This window comes from Tenacibaculum skagerrakense (assembly GCF_004345825.1).
Lineage (GTDB): Bacteria > Bacteroidota > Bacteroidia > Flavobacteriales > Flavobacteriaceae > Polaribacter > Polaribacter skagerrakensis.
The window spans coordinates 869,589-884,961 of sequence record NZ_SLXM01000001.1 but is presented as its reverse complement, the minus strand read 5'-3'; the positions used below and the strand labels follow the sequence as shown (position 1 = coordinate 884,961).

General features: G+C 29.2%; 18 protein-coding genes and 1 other RNA gene. 10 read left to right on the top strand and 9 right to left on the bottom strand.

The features are described 5' to 3' along the window. The first annotated feature begins 54 nt into the window (after window positions 1-54). From EV195_RS16795 to EV195_RS04125, 4 genes are all read left to right on the top strand, one after another. Entirely contained in the window at window positions 55-309 is a 255-nt protein-coding gene (locus EV195_RS16795; protein ID WP_207899765.1) for a hypothetical protein, read from the top strand. Between the two features lie 200 nt (window positions 310-509). Then, window positions 510-1,118: an SET domain-containing protein gene (locus EV195_RS04135; protein ID WP_132793225.1), complete on the top strand. Its 609-nt coding sequence runs from the start codon at window positions 510-512 to the stop codon at window positions 1,116-1,118. A gap of 39 nt (window positions 1,119-1,157) precedes the next feature. After that, complete coding sequence (locus tag EV195_RS04130) at window positions 1,158-1,598, top strand: hypothetical protein (protein WP_132793224.1); 441 nt, start codon at window positions 1,158-1,160, stop codon at window positions 1,596-1,598. A gap of 52 nt (window positions 1,599-1,650) precedes the next feature. Then, complete coding sequence (locus tag EV195_RS04125) at window positions 1,651-1,974, top strand: hypothetical protein (RefSeq protein ID WP_132793222.1); 324 nt, start codon at window positions 1,651-1,653, stop codon at window positions 1,972-1,974. Window positions 1,975-2,060: 86 nt separating this feature from the next. On the opposite strand, the gene EV195_RS04120 is transcribed toward EV195_RS04125, so the two are convergent. Further along, the gene (locus tag EV195_RS04120) at window positions 2,061-3,575 is read right to left on the bottom strand and encodes an NADP-dependent isocitrate dehydrogenase (protein ID WP_132793220.1); all 1,515 of its coding nucleotides are present in this window, start codon (window positions 3,573-3,575) and stop codon (window positions 2,061-2,063) included. Between the two features lie 250 nt (window positions 3,576-3,825). Here EV195_RS04120 and EV195_RS04115 point away from each other — a divergent pair, with 250 nt between their 5' ends. After that, a complete protein-coding gene (locus EV195_RS04115; protein WP_165915678.1) occupies window positions 3,826-4,722 on the top strand; it encodes an alpha/beta hydrolase in 897 nt (298 codons plus the stop codon). A gap of 181 nt (window positions 4,723-4,903) precedes the next feature. Here EV195_RS04115 and ssrA read toward each other — a convergent pair. Next, window positions 4,904-5,302: a transfer-messenger RNA gene (gene ssrA, locus EV195_RS04110) on the bottom strand. A gap of 295 nt (window positions 5,303-5,597) precedes the next feature. On the opposite strand from ssrA, the gene EV195_RS04105 reads away from it, so the two are divergent. Next, window positions 5,598-7,214, top strand: coding sequence for a helix-turn-helix domain-containing protein (locus EV195_RS04105; protein ID WP_165915677.1), 1,617 nt, complete (start codon window positions 5,598-5,600; stop codon window positions 7,212-7,214). 27 nt (window positions 7,215-7,241) lie between these two features. Here the strand turns inward: EV195_RS04105 and EV195_RS16640 are convergent, their stop codons facing one another. Further along, entirely contained in the window at window positions 7,242-7,415 is a 174-nt protein-coding gene (locus EV195_RS16640) for a hypothetical protein (RefSeq protein WP_165915676.1), read from the bottom strand. A 275-nt stretch (window positions 7,416-7,690) separates the two neighbouring features. Between EV195_RS16640 and EV195_RS04100 the strand changes: the two genes are divergently transcribed. From EV195_RS04100 to EV195_RS04090, 3 genes are all read left to right on the top strand, one after another. Continuing rightward, window positions 7,691-7,897 carry a hypothetical protein gene (locus tag EV195_RS04100; protein WP_132793216.1) on the top strand — a complete coding sequence of 69 codons (207 nt, stop codon included), beginning with the start codon at window positions 7,691-7,693 and terminating at the stop codon, window positions 7,895-7,897. A gap of 225 nt (window positions 7,898-8,122) precedes the next feature. Then, window positions 8,123-9,346, top strand: a complete 1,224-nt coding sequence (locus tag EV195_RS04095; protein ID WP_132793215.1) for an NAD(P)-dependent oxidoreductase — start codon at window positions 8,123-8,125, stop codon at window positions 9,344-9,346. A 91-nt stretch (window positions 9,347-9,437) separates the two neighbouring features. Continuing rightward, window positions 9,438-9,653: a DUF3820 family protein gene (locus tag EV195_RS04090; protein ID WP_132793325.1), complete on the top strand. Its 216-nt coding sequence runs from the start codon at window positions 9,438-9,440 to the stop codon at window positions 9,651-9,653. Between the two features lie 37 nt (window positions 9,654-9,690). Here the strand turns inward: EV195_RS04090 and EV195_RS04085 are convergent, their stop codons facing one another. The 4 genes from EV195_RS04085 to EV195_RS04070 all read right to left on the bottom strand — a co-directional run bounded on the left by EV195_RS04085 (window position 9,691) and on the right by EV195_RS04070 (window position 12,790). Continuing rightward, window positions 9,691-10,374, bottom strand: a complete 684-nt coding sequence (locus EV195_RS04085) for a DUF1361 domain-containing protein (protein WP_132793213.1) — start codon at window positions 10,372-10,374, stop codon at window positions 9,691-9,693. Continuing rightward, complete coding sequence (gene creD / locus EV195_RS04080; RefSeq protein ID WP_132793211.1) at window positions 10,340-11,749, bottom strand: cell envelope integrity protein CreD; 1,410 nt, start codon at window positions 11,747-11,749, stop codon at window positions 10,340-10,342. Before creD ends, EV195_RS04085 begins: the two co-directional genes overlap by 35 nt. Window positions 11,750-11,873: 124 nt before the next feature. After that, entirely contained in the window at window positions 11,874-12,170 is a 297-nt protein-coding gene (locus EV195_RS04075; protein WP_132793209.1) for a winged helix-turn-helix domain-containing protein, read from the bottom strand. A gap of 8 nt (window positions 12,171-12,178) precedes the next feature. After that, a complete protein-coding gene (locus EV195_RS04070; RefSeq protein ID WP_132793207.1) occupies window positions 12,179-12,790 on the bottom strand; it encodes a hypothetical protein in 612 nt (203 codons plus the stop codon). A gap of 115 nt (window positions 12,791-12,905) precedes the next feature. Here EV195_RS04070 and EV195_RS04065 point away from each other — a divergent pair, with 115 nt between their 5' ends. Then, entirely contained in the window at window positions 12,906-13,274 is a 369-nt protein-coding gene (locus EV195_RS04065; protein ID WP_132793205.1) for a DUF1801 domain-containing protein, read from the top strand. A 2-nt stretch (window positions 13,275-13,276) separates the two neighbouring features. Here the strand turns inward: EV195_RS04065 and EV195_RS04060 are convergent, their stop codons facing one another. Together EV195_RS04060 and EV195_RS04055 are read right to left on the bottom strand one after the other, a co-directional pair. Then, on the bottom strand, window positions 13,277-14,224 hold the full coding sequence (locus EV195_RS04060) for a transglutaminase domain-containing protein (protein ID WP_132793203.1): 948 nt from the start codon (window positions 14,222-14,224) through the stop codon (window positions 13,277-13,279). Between the two features lie 132 nt (window positions 14,225-14,356). Next, window positions 14,357-15,307: a transglutaminase domain-containing protein gene (locus EV195_RS04055; RefSeq protein WP_132793201.1), complete on the bottom strand. Its 951-nt coding sequence runs from the start codon at window positions 15,305-15,307 to the stop codon at window positions 14,357-14,359. Between the last annotated feature and the right edge of the window lie 66 nt (window positions 15,308-15,373).

Genomic DNA, 15,373 nt, shown 5'->3' with positions numbered 1-15,373 from the left:
TTCCAAAATCAACTCTTTATTTTTTAGCTACACTACCCTGCTTATTTGCTATTTATGATTTCTATTGCTATTTTAAAATCAATAAAAATTTCAAGAAATATATTATATATAAATCTTATATATTGTTGTTTATCAATTCTTTTAGCTATTCATCACATCCAAGTAATTACTAATTTGGGTTGGGTATATATAATAATAGAAATTCTAATTGTTTTTATGCTAGCAATGATAGAAATACATGCTTTAAAAGAAAAAAGAGAACAGCTTCAAGAAACCATGAAAAAACTTGAAGCAGAGACTAAAAAATAACACTTGCCTTAAAAATTAGTTATTAAAAAACATCATTAAAAACAATTCCACACAAGTAACTGATAATAAATTACATACACTTGTTTTTCATAGTAAAAAAAACTGTATTACGGAACCTGTTTTTGTTTAAATTTACAATAAGCAAACGAAATATTTTTGCTAAAAAATAGTGTTTAAAATTAACAAACAGGAAGTGAAAAATGATTCATCCACATACAGAATTAAAGTTTATAAATAACGAAGTAGGATATGGAGTTGTTGCAAAACAATTCATCCCTGCAGGAACTATTACGTGGGTTCTTGACAAGCTAGACAGAGAGTTTAGTCCTCTAGAATTTCAGCAAATGGAGCCTATATACCAAGAAATATTAGATACCTACACCTTTAGAAATAACAATGGAAATTTGATTTTATGTTGGGACAACGGAAGATATGTGAATCATAGTTTCAATTCTAACTGTTTAACTACTGCCTACGATTTTGAAATTGCCATTAGAGATATTCAACCTGGTGAACAATTAACTGATGATTATGGTTATTTAAATATTTCTGCTCCTTTTAGAGGCATCAATGAAGGCACCAAAAGAAAAATTGTTTATCCTAACGACCTAACTAAATATTATAAAACTTGGGATAATAAAATTAAAAAAGTCTTTCCTAAAATTACTAAAGTTGATCAACCTTTAAGACAGGTTTTAAACGAAGAAACTTGGAGTAAAATTGATAACATTATTAACGGTAAAGAACCTTTGGAATCGATAATTGCCAATTATTTTGATGAAGAAAGCCATAAGCAACATCTTGTATAAAACACATACAACTATAATAATTTAAAGTAATCGAAGCTTATGACATTTCTAAACTTTAGAAAAAAAAAGAAAATACGATTTGAAGGATATATAAATGTTATCATTCAAGACGGAGATGGTGAAAATGAAGAAGAAGTTACCTCATTAGAAGAACTTAAAAAACTCGATAATAAAATTCATACAAGTCAATTATCAGATTACATTTTCGATGGTGTAGGTACCGAAAACTTAAAGAATCTTAAAGTCTCTGGAGGAACTCTGGGTTTGACAATTAAAAATGATAGAGTTGTAATGTTTGTTGAATATATCTTGTGTAAAAAACCTAATAATTCACAAATAGATACTTTATGGAATTATACACTTGGTCAGTTATATGATGGTGCTGGTCCTATTTTTTCGGGAGATTGCGAAGATGAAATAGGATTATGTCCATTATTTCCTCCTGAGAATGTAGATTTCAATCTTACAGATGCTAACTAAGACGTGAATCTTTACAAACTAATAATCAAAAAACACTTAAAAAAATAAAATCATGCATGAATGGATTAACCTAACAAACCATTTAGGAAAAAACTTTAGTAACCCTAAAGATATTCAATTAACAGACGCATTACATCAACTATTTGACGCTAATGATAATGAACATCCAGACGCTTGGATTGAATGTGGAACAGAAGATGGACCATTATATTCTCTAAGTGTTTATGCCGGTGGATATGCTATATATTCAAAGTTTAACAACGCAGATATGGATGTAGAACTAGAAAACAAGAAAATTAACAATGTAACTGTTCAAGTAGCATTTGATTTATGGAAAAACCTTATTGACGGTAACATTAAGAAAATAGTATTATAAATTATAATTCAAAAAAAGGAAAAGAGTCACCTCTTTTCCTTCTTACTTCAATCATTATATCTAGTTTACATTAATATGTAATAGAACTACTCTCCCTGTCCTAATGAAAATGCTCGTTTATTATTAAACTCGTATAGATTTTCAGTTTTAATCACATCAAAACCTTTGCTATTTAACTCAGATTGGAGCGCTAAAATTTGCTCAAAATCTATCTGTGCATATTTTGGTTCGTTGCTTTTAATGGTGGCATCTACTCCAACAAACCTGCATCTCCAATGATCTGTACAATACGTTTCTTTTAATCCTTCAGGATACACTTTAACTCCCCTATTTGTAATCATCTTGAGTTTTAGTTTGTAAGCAGAAATTGCATCTAAAGCGTTTCCTATTTCTTCAGGATCATTTCCTGCCCAATCTAAAAATACATCAACACCTACTAAGCTTTTTTCTTCTGGTTTTCTTATATAATCTGGAATTACTATTGTCCCTTCTCCTTCTTCTAAAGAGCTCTTCTTAAGTTTTGTCGGAACTTTTCCAAGGTTTGATATTACCTTATCTGCAAACTCCTGAGTACTTAGTTTTTGAACACTCTTTCCTTCTTGATAAATATCGGCTGTATGATATCCTTCTTCTAAAGTTGTTAACCAAGCATTTTTTACTTTGTCTGCCACTTTTGGTTGACAAATATGAACTAACATTGAAACTGCTGCATTAATTAATCCAGAAGGGTTAGCAATTCCTTTTCCAGCAATATCAGGCGCAGATCCATGAATAGCTTCAAACATCGCTATGTCTTTACCAATATTTGCCGAACCACACATTCCAACAGAACCTCCTACTTCCGCAGCAATGTCAGATATAATATCTCCATATAAATTTGAGGTTACAATTACATCATAATTTTCTGGATTTGCAGCTAGCTTAGCAGAACCTATGTCGATAATCTGAATTTCATTGATAATATCTGGATACTCTGTAGCTACCTCTTCAAAGACTTTATGAAATAAACCATCGGTAATTTTCATGATGTTGTCTTTTACCATACAAGTAACCTTTTTTCTTCCATATACTTTTGCATACTCGAAAGCATAACGAATGATCCTTTCAGATCCTGGTCTTGTTATTAATTTTAAACACTGATATACATCTTGCGTTTGTCTGTGTTCTATTCCTGCATATAAATCCTCTTCATTTTCTCTGATGATAACCACATCCATATTTGGAAAATGACTTTTCACATATGGAGTGTAAGCCTGTACTGGTCTTACGTTTGAAAACAATCCTAATGATTTTCGTAAGGTTACATTTAAACTTTTATAGCCTTTACCTTGAGGAGTCGTAATTGGAGCTTTGAAAATAATTTTATTCTCTCTAATTTTTTCCCAAGCCTCATTGTTAATTCCCGCTGTATTACCAGACAAATACATTTTTTCACCAAGCTCAATAAAATCATAATCTATCTTAGCACCAGCTTTATCCAGAATGCGTAATGTTGCCTCCATAATTTCTGGTCCAATACCATCTCCTTTGGCTACAACCACTTTTGTTTTTACTTGTGTACTTGCTGTTTTTACTTTCTCAGTAATTCCTATTGTATTCATGTTTTGTTAATTGTTTGATCTACACTGCAAATATCTTTCAAACAAATCATTAATTTTTATTTATATTTTTTATAAAATACATATATTAAAATTTATAAATATATAGCTAAACCGTCTTGTATAGGAAATGGACTGAAAAAGTCAAATGTTTGAAATAATAATTACAAAACTTTTATATTTGATTTATTATCAACTTACAATATTATACCCTCAGTTGTTGAATGTTTGCTATAACAAAAACCAAAAATTCATGAAACAGAATATTATAATAGTTATCCTTTCCTTTTTATTTACAAATATCTACGGGCAAAAAAATGAATTGGGTTATAAAACCGAGAGTCATAAAATTTACTCATCAGACAATGATGAATATTTATTAAAAGTAACTTTCCCAAGAAACTACGATCCTAATAAAGAATATAAAACACTTTATTACTTAGATGCTTACTGGCTTACTGAAATAGTTTTAGGTTCTTATACAATTCTAGATTTATGTGATTATGTTGAGAATATAGTTTTTGTTGGAGTTTCCTTACATGGTTCAGAAAAAGATTGGAATACACAAAGAAATATGGATTTCACTCCTACTCCGTTTCAAAACTTAGGACTTCTTGATAAACTAAAAGAAAAAGATGAAAAGAATAAGATGAAAATTACTATCACATCAGGAGCAGGAAATCTATTTAATAAAAACAGTACTGGTGGAGCGAACTTATTTTTAGATTTTTTAGAGAATGATATAATAAACTTTATTGAAAATAAATACCCAAATCTAAATAAGAGAAAAGGATTACTTGGACATTCGCTTGGAGGACTATTTGGTTTTTATACTTTGAAAAATCGTCCTGAATTATTTCAAGACTTACTTCTAATATCTGCATCCTTATCTTGGAATTCCTCAGAAATAGTTAGCGAAGAGTTTTTCTCGAAATTACTTAAATCTAAAACTGATATAAAGTTATACCATAGTTATGGAACAGATGAAGTAAAAGCAACAGTCAAATCAAATAATACTTTAAGCGAAATGATAACTCAGAAAGAAATAAAAAATTTCAATTATAACTTTTCACCTATAAAAAAGGCAAATCATCATTCAGTTTTATCAAGAGCAATTTATGATGGTCTATTGTATTTATATAGGAAATAAAAAACTCTAACTAATTAATTAAAACTAAAATTAGCTATACTGGTATATCAACAAATTAATACAGATTGGTACCAAGATATATTTTATTAAAATTCGATTATCGCTTCTAAACAATTTTTTGCCACCTAAATTGTCTCCCAAAAACAACAAACCCTGTAAACATAATGCTTACAGGGTTTATTTGTGGAGACGCCGAGAATCGAACTCGGGTCCAAACAAGTAGCAAAAAAGCTTTCTACATACTTAGTTCTTATTTAATTTTCATCTAAAAGCTGACTAAGAACCGCCTACTTTTAGCCTATCTTCTTTAGTTTCGAAAACCTATCGAAGCGCTAGATTCTCTATGTTTACTTTTACGATGCCCAAAAATGAAACGCCGTAAACCAAGGCTTTTCGTGGACATTTAGCTTGCATACCTAGTATGCCAAGGCTTTGATCTTACTATAATTCAGATTATTAAGCAGCTAAAGCGTAATTATTTTCGCCGTTTAAATTTTTGAAATAAGTTTTACGAGTTATCATTTCACTCCTCGGTATGCTTACAGTTTTACTAGTCTTGCTGTCAAAACCAGTCGTCCCCAATATGTCAAAGATATGTAGTTCTAACTTCTCAAAATGTATACCAAATAAAACAAGTTTATTTAACAAATAATTTCTTGAAAAGTCGGACAGCAAATATAAAAACAAGTTTACATTAAACGTTAATAATCTGTAATTTTAATTTAGAAAGAACCAACCGCCATTTTTTTTTATATTTAGCCCTACTGCAAACCATCAATAGTTATATGCGCACTTTCAGTTATTTTATTGCATTATGCATACTAAATGCAATACAATGTTTTTCTCAACAACATACTAAGACGAATCTTAATCAATTGAAAGCATTAAAACTGAAATTTTATGCTAACAGCAAAATTGGAACCGATAGCGCATTGTACTACATGGATAAATTGGCAAATACTTCTAGCTCGCCTTATAAAACTTTTGCTTTTGCTGCTCAAGCGTATTTAAAAACTAGAGATAAATACCCAATAAACTTTCAATCTTACTCAGATAGTATTCAAAAATATTTACCTCAAATAAAGGATAATAATCAAAACTATTCGCTCCTTTTCGACATTTATATCATTCTTGGAAATACTTCTAAAAGAAGAGGAGAAATGAAAGCTGCTTTGGATTTTTATTTAAAAGCTGAAAGTTATGCATTGATTATTAATGACATTGAACGAATTGTAAAAATTAAGGGAAATGTTGCATTGATAAATCAGGATATGGGACAACTAGACGATGCATTACGTCAAATAAATATTACCTTAAAAATAGTAGAAAACAATAAAAAAATACTTGGTAAAAATTACAACAATAGACTCTATAAAACGTTACTAAACAAAGGGGCTATATACAATTCTTTACTTCAAGAAAATGAAACCAAATTGTATTATGGTGATTCTGCTATCCATTGTTTAAATAGAATTCTCACTAATGAAAGTTTAACGCTTACTCAGCTTAATTATGGATCGGTTTACTCTAAATTAGCAACAGCATATACATTAAAAAAAGAGTATCAACAAGCCAACCCTTTCTTTCAGAAAAGTATTGAATATTTTAATGCAGTTAATTCACAATCAAACCTGTATAACTCCTATTATAACATGGGTGTAAATTACTGGAAACAAGATAGTATTATAAAATCTAAAAAATCTTTCTGGGAAGTATTAAGTATTAAAAAAGACACTCTACTAGATCCTAATTTTGTAAATACTCATAAATATCTAAGTGAAATTTATGTAAAACAAAAAAGTGAAGATTCTGCTTCCTATTATTTCACAAAACATCAACAAATTTTAAAAAGGGCTAAACTAGAACAAGAAATAGAGTTCGATAAAATTTACAGTGAAGATGAAACTTATCGTTTAAAAAAGAAAATAGAAAGCCTAAAAAAAGCCAACGTTAAAAGTAAAAATCTATTTACTAAAACTGTAATTGTTTTGATAATTATAGTGCTAATAAGTACATATATAATCTTAAAAAACATCAAAGAAAAAAAGAATGCTAAAAATAGGCTTCAGTCGTTATTAGACAATTCTAAAGAAGAAACAAAAGAAACAACAAGTGCTACTTCTATAAGTATAAAAAATGAACATCATTTGGAAGTAATAGAAGGGTTGAAAAAAATAGAAAAGAGTTTGTTCTTTTTAAAAGAAGAATTCAATCTATATACAACAGCTAAAAAAATTGGAACTAATACAACTTACCTATCCAAGATTATAAAAGATCACAAAAAAATGACGTTTAGTGAGTACACTAATGAATTAAGAATAAAATATATTGTTGAAAAATTAAATACTGATAAAACTATTAGAGCATATACCACTCAGGCTATTGGAGAAATTGGTGGTTATAAAAATGCAAAATCGTTTACACGAATTTTTAAAAAATATACTGGAATAACTCCGTATCAATTCATAGAAAAAATCGAAACGGAGTTATAAGTGTAAGGGCTTTAGTGGATATGTGATTTAGATACACACAGTATCTTTCTTGTCTTTAGGTTTATCTGCTAAAGGAAGACAATCTTCATCACCGTCCGTATTAACTCCTCCATCTAGTTTACCACCTTTTGCAAATATTTTAACTTGCTCGCTTTTTGCTATTTCAAAACTTTTTAAATCCTCAATAAATGTTCGTTTCATAATTATTTAGTTTTTGTTTTTTTAAAATTAGCCTTTTTACAACCTCTTTCAACAAGAAAAACCTCCTTTTCAACAACATACAATTAAATTGTTGATTATCAATTATTTAAATAAATATTAATTAGTCACTTTTTAAAAAAAGTACCTACATATTTTATAAATGCTCACCTCATACACTTCTTTTTGTAAACTTTTCATCAAATATTTGTGAAAGAAATCATTTGGATTTTATCAATGAATAAAAAAGTTTATTAACCGTAAAAAATTTTAATATTATGATTAAATCAATCTCAAACTTAGGAAAGGTGTTAGACAAAAACTCTCAATTAAAAATTAATGGAGGAGGACCTGGAGATCCTAATTGGTGTAATAATAGTGCAAACTGGGGTCCAAGGCCTTTGGCTTGTAGAAGAGGACAAGAAAGAGTATATGATTATTCGCTTGGATACTGTGTATGTAAAGCAATAGCTGTTGATATGTAAAATTTCAACAGCTGAAAAGCTCATTTAAAGCTCTCGTTATCAAGATAACGAGAGCTTTTTCTTTTACATTATTCTCAACAAAAAACACTTAATAAAGTAAAATAAAGCATATTTTAATGATAAAAATACTTCTTGTACAGTAGGTGAAAATCGTGTATTTTTGTGAACATATGTTGTAATTTACAACAATTAACATGTTTTTTGTTAAATTTTATACAGTTAATCATGAAGTTTGGAATTATAAAGGAACGTAAAAATCCACCTGATAAAAGAGTTGTTTTTTCACCAGAAAAATTAAAAGAATTTAAAGCGAATTTTCCTGAAGCAGAAATAGTAGTAGAAAGCTCTGATATTCGAGTTTTTAAAGATGAAGAATATATTGCTGCTGGATTTGAAGTTACTAAAGATGTTTCTGATTGTGATGTTTTATTAGGAGTAAAAGAAGTTCCTGTAGAAAACTTAATTCCAAACAAAAAATACTTCTTTTTTAGTCATACTATTAAAAAACAGCCTTACAATAGAAAGTTATTACAAGCTATGCTGGCTAAAAACATTGAAATGTATGATCATGAAACTATTATAAAGGAAAATGGTGCTCGTTTAATTGGTTTTGGTCGTTATGCTGGATTAGTTGGAGCTTACAATGGATTTAGAGCCATTGGTTTAAAAGAGGGTACTTTTATGTTGCCAAAAGTAGAAACGTTAGCAGACTTGGATGAAGTAAAAAGAGAATTAGACAAGATTAAACTTCCTAATATCAAAATTTTACTTTCCGGAACAGGAAAAGTTGCTAAGGGAGCACAAGAAATACTTGATCATTTACAAATTAAACAAGTTAGTGATGCTTTATATCTAACTTCAAAATTTACTGAACCAGTTTACTGTTTAGTTGATGTGATGGAATATGCTAAACGTAAAGATGGTAAAGTGGGAGATAAATTCGAGTTTTATAAAGATCCAACTGGGTATGAAAGTAATTTTATGCCCTATGCAAAAGAAACTGACTTTTTTATTGCTGGTCATTTTTACGGAGATGGAGCTCCTTATTTATATACCAGAGAAGATGTAAAGTCTAATGATTTTAACATTAAATATGTTGCTGATATTTCTTGCGATGTAGACGGCCCTGTGGCTACTACGTTAAGAGCTTCTACAATAACAGATCCTATTTATGGATATGATCCACAATCTGAATCTGAAGTAGACTATAAAGATGACAATGCGATTGTAGTTATGGCTGTTGATAATTTACCTTGTGAATTACCAAAAGATGCTAGCGAAGGCTTCGGCGATATGTTTTTAGAACATGTAATTCCTGCTTTTTACAACAATGATAAAGATGGAATTTTAGCACGTGCTAAAATGACAACTGATAATGGTGAACTGACAGAGAGATATCAATACCTTCAAGATTATGTGGAAGGAAGTGATTCGTATGCGCTTCATTAAAAAAAAACAGGTTTTTTCTTAAAAGTTAAAGTAGTTTAAAGGCAAGTTATTGGACACTTTTTGATTTCGGGCTTTTAAACAAATACCAATGATGGAACCAGACAAGAAATTTCTTATTGATACCGCAAATATGAAAATGCCTTTTGGAAAATATAAAGGCACCTATTTAATTGATATTCCTGAATATTATATGGTTTGGTACAAAAACAAGGGATTTCCAGCAGGAAAACTGGGTAAAATGATGACTTTGGTGTATGAAATAAAACTCAATGGCTTAGAGGATATACTAAGAAAAATAAGAAATTAAAAAAGTACATCTTATAAAACAAGATGTACTTTTAGTACTATATAACTCTGTTTATTTTCTTAACTACTTCAAATAACATCCATAATAAAAAACCAAATCCAAGGGTAATTAACCAAGCAGTGGTTTCTTGAAAACTTAAGATACTCTTTTTTATTAAATCTAATGGAGAGAAAATAATATCCCAGGTATTAAATCTTAGAAATCGTCCTAAATAAATACCAAACCCACAAAGAAAAAATACTCCTACAGAAAAATAATTACCAATAGATATATTCCATTTGCTACATACTATTTTATAAAATGTATGCATTGATAATAATCCTAAAAGTAAACCTGTTACTGCGTTCACAAAAAGAAGCAACAAATCATACCACACCATACTACTTTCTGTCTTAAAGTGGATAAAATCTGTTATGATATAAGGAGCATTCGGCAAGAAAAACAACCAAAACAGCAGTAATGAACCCAATTTAAATTTGGTTATATTCACTATATCTAATCTTCTTGTGTACTCAGAAATCATATAAGGTATCACCGCTAAAAATAAATTCCACAATAAAAAAGTATAGGATAAATTTTGAGTTATTTGTACTCTCAACAAGGTTAAAAAAGCTGAAAATACAATTAATAAAAGCATTGTACTTTCAAGTTTTGTTAAAGAAGTTCTATTCATAATTCCAAGCAATTTAACCGTTTTGCCAATCAATTTTTCTTGATGCATACATTACAGCAGCAAGAATTACAAATAAACCGATACTACCAACCAGTAACGCATAGCTTTCCAACTGTATAATGATAAAAATAAATGTATACAGAGCCGTTAAACTTATTCCTATAAAGAAAGGAAACTTAAGCGTTTTTAAAATAGACTTAGAATACAGTGTTATTAAGGTAATAACTGAAATACCAGCAATTACATAGGCACTTAAAAAATTACTATGCTCAGAAATTGAAATTAATAATGTGTAAAACATTGTTAATCCAATACCTATCATTAAATATTGAAAAGGATGAATTGCTATTTTGCTCATAGTTTGTATTAAGAAAAACACTAAAAACGTCAATGCAATAACTAAGAAACCATATTTAGCAGAACGCTCACTTTTTTGGTATTGATCTACTGGAATCATAAAATTAACACCAAAAGCATATCTTTTTAAATTCGGTATGCCATTAAATGATTGTTGAGGAAAAGGTCTATTAATGTCGAGTACTTTCCATCTAGCATCAAATCCATCCTCTTTAATTTTATCCGGATTATAAGGTAAGTATTCACCTAAAAAATTAGCTGTTTTCCAATTAGATGTAATCGAAACATTTGTCTCCTTTCCTACAGGTATAAATCGAATTTGCTTACTACCGTTTACATTCATTTTCATCGAAAAGTCAACAGCATTCTCTAACGGTAAATCTGTTTTCTTTAAGTACTTACTCTCTAGTTTATGTAAATTTAAATAATCGTAAGAGCTTTCGTCTAAATCATAAACATCGTTATTTGACATTGTATTTTTGGTTTCATATTTAGAAGCAAATGCATAATTATTTTTATTGAATTGAATTTCAACTAAACTACTTACTCCTTTCAAATTAGACGTTTCAATAATCAGTTTTGATTTTTCCCATAGAATGTCTTTTTCTTTTACATCAATTTCTGTAAAATCAGGTTTAATAAAGCTTCCTTTAATATTGATTTCACTTCCGTAAACAGCGGTTTCATAAATACCTCTTTTTTTAAGTTGAGGATTTACTTGGGTGCTTACATCAAGATTATTAGGAAAAAAATAAGCATTATGAATGTTTTCTAACGTTTCTTCCTGATGTGTTTTAGATTCTTGATTATAAATTCGTTTAACAGTATATGTTTTGTATGGCACTTTTAACATCGGACCATATAACAATACTTCTCCACCCCATTTTTGATTAATCTCACTAATAACAGCTTTTTGATTAAACTGTCGCTCTCGTATAATATCTTTAACGTAAGACAGTGGAATAAGTAAAATAATTATTAAAAATCCAATCATTAGCATTCTAGCAGAAATAGAGTTTTTTATCCATTTCCCGATTCTTCCCGTTTGTTCCTGACCTTTTTCCATTTTATTAGTATTTATAAATTAGTATTCTTTTAGAACCACCTAACCTATTATCGGTTAGGCGGATTTTAGCAATTTTCCCTTTTTAAAAGAACTTTGAAATTCAAAGTTTATTTTTAAAAAAATTTTACTCTCCTTTTATCAATCTTTCCAATGCTTCTACATGCTTTTTAAATTCCTCTTTTCCTAATTTTGTTGCTACATATTTTGTGTTTGGCTTTCTTCCAATAAACTGTTTTTCTACTGTAATAAAACCTACTTTTTCTAGTGCTTTCGAATGGCTAGCCAAATTTCCATCTGTTACCCCTAACAATTCTTTTAACGTTGTAAAATCGGCGTACTCATTTACTACCAAAATAGACATAATGCCTAATCTGATTCTATGATCAAACGCTTTATTTATGTTATTCAGAATATTTTTCAAACCTATTTCTAACCTATTCTTTCGTATTTAAAGTACATTAATATACCGTAAACTATGTGCATCACGCCAAAACCAATCACCCAAAACCAAAAACCAAAACCTGGATAAACCGCGCACAAAAGTCCTAAAATTATTTCTGTATATCCTAAATATTTTACGTAACCTAAAGTATATTTTGAAGCATTGACTAAAGCTAGTCCATAAAAAAGTAACATTAAGGCTCCTGTTTGTCCGTAACGTTGTTGTTTTAAAATGATTAAAGTGTAAATTCCTCCTGCAATTAAAGGAACTAAAAAACTACTTAGTAATCTTTTTGTGGTTGCGTCCCATATTCTTTCATTGTTTTTCCTTGCTTTTAATGTTGTTAGGTAGATTGCTGTTCCAACACTTAAAATAAATACCAGTATTAAGTCAATTAGAACTAAATTAAATATTTTACCATCTAAAATTAAGTAGCCTCTTTTGCTACTAGTAACTAACCAATACGCATACGCCGCTCCTATTAATGCAAAAGTACCTGCCAGTACTCCCGACAATCCACTTAATGATATAAACCTAGTAGATTTATTCATTAGGTTTTTAATTTCTGATATATCTTTTAAATAATCTTCTGAACTCATATTAAAGTACTTTGAAAAACAAAGTAAAATAAATTAATGATAAGCTCCTAATAAATTTCTGTTAATTTTTAATATTTTATAAAAAGAATTCATATGTATACTATATTTATCCTCTATGAAACCAGCAGAAGACTATATTCTTCGTCAAGAAGAACCTTTTAAATCAATTTTATTACATCTTCAAGTACTAATTGAACAGAATTTTCCTGATGTTGATTTACAGTTTAAGTGGAAAATACCTTTTTACATATTAAACGGAAAACCTTTTTGTTATTTGAATCCGTCCAAAAAGAAACAATATGTAGATGTTGGGTTTTATTGCAACCATGCTTTTGAAAAATATAATGATAAGGTACTCTCTGAAGGCAGGAAAGTGGTAAAATCGTTACGCTATTTTTCTGTAGAGGATATTGATAGCGACATCCTAGTATATATTCTTTCAGAAGCTTATAAAAATGAGTTAAATGGATATGGAAAAAAATAACTTTAATCTATTACTTTAAAGGCTAAAGCTGAAGTATTATTAAAATATAAGGTTAGAATTCCCTTTTTAGTTGAGTCTATAATTACATTCGTAAAATCACCAGACCTTTTAACAATAGGTTTTCTTGCATACAAATCATCGTTAAACTTATAGGTTATTTTTAAATTCTCATTAAGGTTTCTAAACGTTATAAATTTCTTTGCTGCTCCTGATTCCAATTTTCCATTACTGGGATTAATTAACGTAGCTTTAGCTTTTATAAACACTTCCCAAAACATCGGTAAAGCACTAAACTTATTAATAGACTGCTGTTCTAAAAAATCTATCCATTTCTTTTTGCTAGGATAATGTGTTAATCTCATTTGATTTTTAGGAATATCAAAATAACTAAAATCACATTCGGGTCTATCTAAATTCCTATCATAATCTATCCCGTAAGTTGCATCTATCAACATCCATATCCCATCTAATTTAACAACATTCCAAATATGATTTTTAAACTTTGGACGCACACCTATTTCTTCTGGAGTATTTCTTACATATCCTTTTATTAACTCATTTTCAACACCAAAATAATCACAGAGTTTGTTAAATACTAAAGCCATGTGTTCACAAACTCCAGATTTTTCAGAAATTGCTTTTTCAACTAACCTGTCATTTTTTGCTTTTAATTTTCTAGCTAAATCCTCTTCATTAAAATACAGAATTTGTTCTGGCTCATGAATAAACTTACTATCAGAAACTTGATATTTTATATGCAATGTTATCCAAGCATAAACTGCTTTTATTTTACTAATTTTAGTGGTAAAATCTTTATCTATCTTTTGAAATAGTTCATAAGAAGTACCAACATTTTTGTAACCTCTAACTTTGTTTTTTATTAGAAAATTACTTTGGGCTTGAGCTATAAAAAAATGTAAGGAAATCAGTAAGTAAATAATTCTTTTCATCTCTAATTTTTCATTAATTTAAAAAATAAAAATTAAAAACATGCAGAAAATAACTTTTTCAAGTAAATTCAGAAATCTACATTAGAAATTTATAAACGCAATCAAAACTAACACTTTCAGCAGATTACAGTTCTATTGCACTAAAAATTCGATAGCCACTTCCCTATCAATTAAAAGAAAAAGTGCCTTCGCTCCATTTGGAGGAATTATTGTAACTTTTGTGGTATTCCCTTTAATTTCAATGCTAGGTTTTACAGCCATTGTTGATCCTAAAAATCCGACTAATATTTCTTTATCAGTAGCATTTTTTAATTCCATTTGTACACTTCCGTTACTCTTTTTAGATAAAATTCCTGAAGTTGGTGTAACTAACTTTATATCAGATTTTAAAAACTCATGACTATATATAGGCTGATTATAATATTCTTCTTTTTCCATTCTTCCTACTCTAAGCCTCCAAATTGATTTTTCAGGTAAATGTGTTTTAAAATACTTGTCTTTAGGGATATTATAATAGTACGAATTGAACTTTCGTATCCATCTTCCGTTATTCTCTGATCCTGCTCCCCAAGTTGCATCTACATAAATCCATTTTCCATTTAGCTTTACCGCATTCCATGAATGATTCGGTCCTTCAAGAGGTCTTCCAATTCTATTTGATGAAGCCCTAACATACCCTTCAATTACTTCGTTTTCAATATGTAAAAGTGTACACACTTTTGAAAATGTTTGTGCATATCCCTCGCAAACAGCTTTTCTAGAAGTCATTGTTTCATGTACAATTTCATCTTTAATAGCTTTTAATTTTCTATCACGTTCCTCCAAGGTTTGGTATTGAAAACTTACTTTTGTTGCTCGATTTGGATTGTAAAACTCCTCCAAATCATAACGAATATTAGCCGTTAACCAACTATAAACTGCTTTTGTTTGGGTTTCTTTATTAGAAAAATCTTTACTAATCTTTTTGGCTAATTGCTCCGCAGTTAACGATTTTGGATATGCCTTTATTTTTAAATTGATTTCAGAAAAATCTTGTGCAAACCCTATAAATGACAAGAAAAGTGTAAAAATTAAAACTCTCATACTGTTATTTTAAAACTGCTATCAAAAAACCAAAAATCGTGCCTATATATAAAACGGCATAATAAA

Excerpts from the sequence above, each read along its gene's own strand:
- EV195_RS16795 (WP_207899765.1), top strand. The coding sequence starts at position 55 with ATGATTTCTATTGCTATTTTAAAATCAATAAAAATTTCAAGAAATATA.
- EV195_RS04135 (WP_132793225.1), top strand. The coding sequence starts at position 510 with ATGATTCATCCACATACAGAATTAAAGTTTATAAATAACGAAGTAGGA.
- EV195_RS04130 (WP_132793224.1), top strand. The coding sequence starts at position 1,158 with ATGACATTTCTAAACTTTAGAAAAAAAAAGAAAATACGATTTGAAGGA.
- EV195_RS04125 (WP_132793222.1), top strand. The coding sequence starts at position 1,651 with ATGCATGAATGGATTAACCTAACAAACCATTTAGGAAAAAACTTTAGT.
- EV195_RS04120 (WP_132793220.1), bottom strand. The coding sequence starts at position 3,575 with ATGAATACAATAGGAATTACTGAGAAAGTAAAAACAGCAAGTACACAA.
- EV195_RS04115 (WP_165915678.1), top strand. The coding sequence starts at position 3,826 with ATGAAACAGAATATTATAATAGTTATCCTTTCCTTTTTATTTACAAAT.
- EV195_RS16640 (WP_165915676.1), bottom strand. The coding sequence starts at position 7,415 with ATGAAACGAACATTTATTGAGGATTTAAAAAGTTTTGAAATAGCAAAA.
- EV195_RS04100 (WP_132793216.1), top strand. The coding sequence starts at position 7,691 with ATGATTAAATCAATCTCAAACTTAGGAAAGGTGTTAGACAAAAACTCT.
- EV195_RS04095 (WP_132793215.1), top strand. The coding sequence starts at position 8,123 with ATGAAGTTTGGAATTATAAAGGAACGTAAAAATCCACCTGATAAAAGA.
- EV195_RS04090 (WP_132793325.1), top strand. The coding sequence starts at position 9,438 with ATGGAACCAGACAAGAAATTTCTTATTGATACCGCAAATATGAAAATG.
- EV195_RS04085 (WP_132793213.1), bottom strand. The coding sequence starts at position 10,374 with ATGCATCAAGAAAAATTGATTGGCAAAACGGTTAAATTGCTTGGAATT.
- creD (WP_132793211.1), bottom strand. The coding sequence starts at position 11,749 with ATGGAAAAAGGTCAGGAACAAACGGGAAGAATCGGGAAATGGATAAAA.
- EV195_RS04070 (WP_132793207.1), bottom strand. The coding sequence starts at position 12,790 with ATGAGTTCAGAAGATTATTTAAAAGATATATCAGAAATTAAAAACCTA.
- EV195_RS04065 (WP_132793205.1), top strand. The coding sequence starts at position 12,906 with ATGAAACCAGCAGAAGACTATATTCTTCGTCAAGAAGAACCTTTTAAA.
- EV195_RS04060 (WP_132793203.1), bottom strand. The coding sequence starts at position 14,224 with ATGAAAAGAATTATTTACTTACTGATTTCCTTACATTTTTTTATAGCT.
- EV195_RS04055 (WP_132793201.1), bottom strand. The coding sequence starts at position 15,307 with ATGAGAGTTTTAATTTTTACACTTTTCTTGTCATTTATAGGGTTTGCA.